We start from the raw sequence: 1,519 nt of genomic DNA on the forward strand, positions 1-1,519 counted from the left end.
CGATCCCGACAACATCCGCAGTGCCCTCTTTGCAGCCTGGGATGAGCTGGACTGGCAGGGCCGCTTCCTGCTTTCCAAACTGATCGGCGGCGGCTTCCGGGTGGGCGTGTCGCGCCTGCTGGTCACGCGCGCGCTGGCGGCAGTGGCGCAGCTCGATCCCAAACTGCTGGCCCAGCGCATGGTCGGCTGGACCGATGGCCGTGCGCGGCCCGATGCCGAAAGCTTCGCCCAGTTGATCGCCCCTGCTGACGGCCAGGATCATCGTCTGCAAGGTGGCCAACCCTATCCCTTCTTCCTGGCCCATCCCTTGATGGATCCGCCCCAGACCCTGGGCGCGCTGTCGCACTGGCAGGTGGAATGGAAATACGATGGCATCCGCGCCCAGCTGGTAAGGCGCCACGGCCGCAACTGGCTATGGTCGCGCGGTGAAGAATTGATCACCGAACGCTTTCCTGAACTGGCCGCACTGGACCTGCCCGATGGCACGGTGATCGATGGCGAGATCGTCATCCGCCTGCCCGAGACGAGCCAACCCGATGATCGCGTGGCCCCGTTCGCCGACCTGCAAAAGCGTATTGGCCGCAAGCACCTCAGCGCCCGCCTGCTGGCCGAGCTCCCGGCCGGACTGATCGCCTACGATCTGCTGGAACAACACGGCCACGACCTGCGCGGCCTGCCGCAACACCAACGGCGCACGCGGCTGGAAGCCCTGGTGCACGCCCATGCCGCGCCGGCGCTGATGCTGGCCCCGCAGATCACCGCCAGCGACTGGGCGGCACTGGAACAGTTGCGCGCCACCTCGCGCCAGCGTGGCGTGGAAGGCATGATGCTCAAGCAGGTGCAGGCCCATTACGGGATCGGCCGTACCCGCAATGTCGGCACCTGGTGGAAATGGAAGGTCGATCCCTATTCCATCGACGCCGTGCTGATCTACGCCCAGGCCGGCCACGGACGGCGCGCCTCGCTCTATACCGATTACACCTTCGCGGTGTGGGATGGCCCCGAAACGCCGCACGGTCAGCGCAAGCTGGTGCCCTTCGCCAAGGCCTATTCAGGCCTCACCGATGCCGAGATTGCCGTAGTCGACCAGGCCATCCGCAAGACTACCATCGAGAAATTCGGGCCGGTGCGCAGCGTCAAGCCGAGCATGGTCTTCGAGATCGGTTTCGAGGGCATTGCACTGTCTTCGCGTCACAAGGCCGGTATTGCCGTGCGCTTCCCGCGCATCCTGCGCCAGCGCCTGGACAAGACGGTCGAACAGGCCGATACCCTGGAGAGCTTGCGCGCGCTGCTGGCGCCTCTTTCATCCTCCGCCCCGCAAGATGACTAGCCCGCGCCGTCCCGACCGCCCCGCCAACAGGCGGCCCTGGCCGCAGCCGAACACTGGGTCACCCAGCGCGGCTGGCAGGTATTCGACTTCCAGTATGCGCTTTGGCAGGCCGCCAAGCAGGGCAAAAGCGGCTGCTGCAATCGGGCACCGGCTCGGGCAAAACTATGCGGTCTGGTTCGGCGCCCTGCT

1 protein-coding gene is annotated in these 1,519 nt (G+C 66.2%); it reads left to right on the forward strand.

The window, feature by feature from the left end:
- On the forward strand, positions 1-1,330 hold a 1,330-nt coding region (locus I5W_RS07210), incomplete at its 5' end, for an ATP-dependent DNA ligase (protein ID WP_044528723.1).
- Positions 1,331-1,519: the final 189 nt, after the last annotated feature.

This window comes from Herbaspirillum sp. B65 (assembly GCF_000333555.1).
Lineage (GTDB): Bacteria > Pseudomonadota > Gammaproteobacteria > Burkholderiales > Burkholderiaceae_D > Herbaspirillum > Herbaspirillum rubrisubalbicans.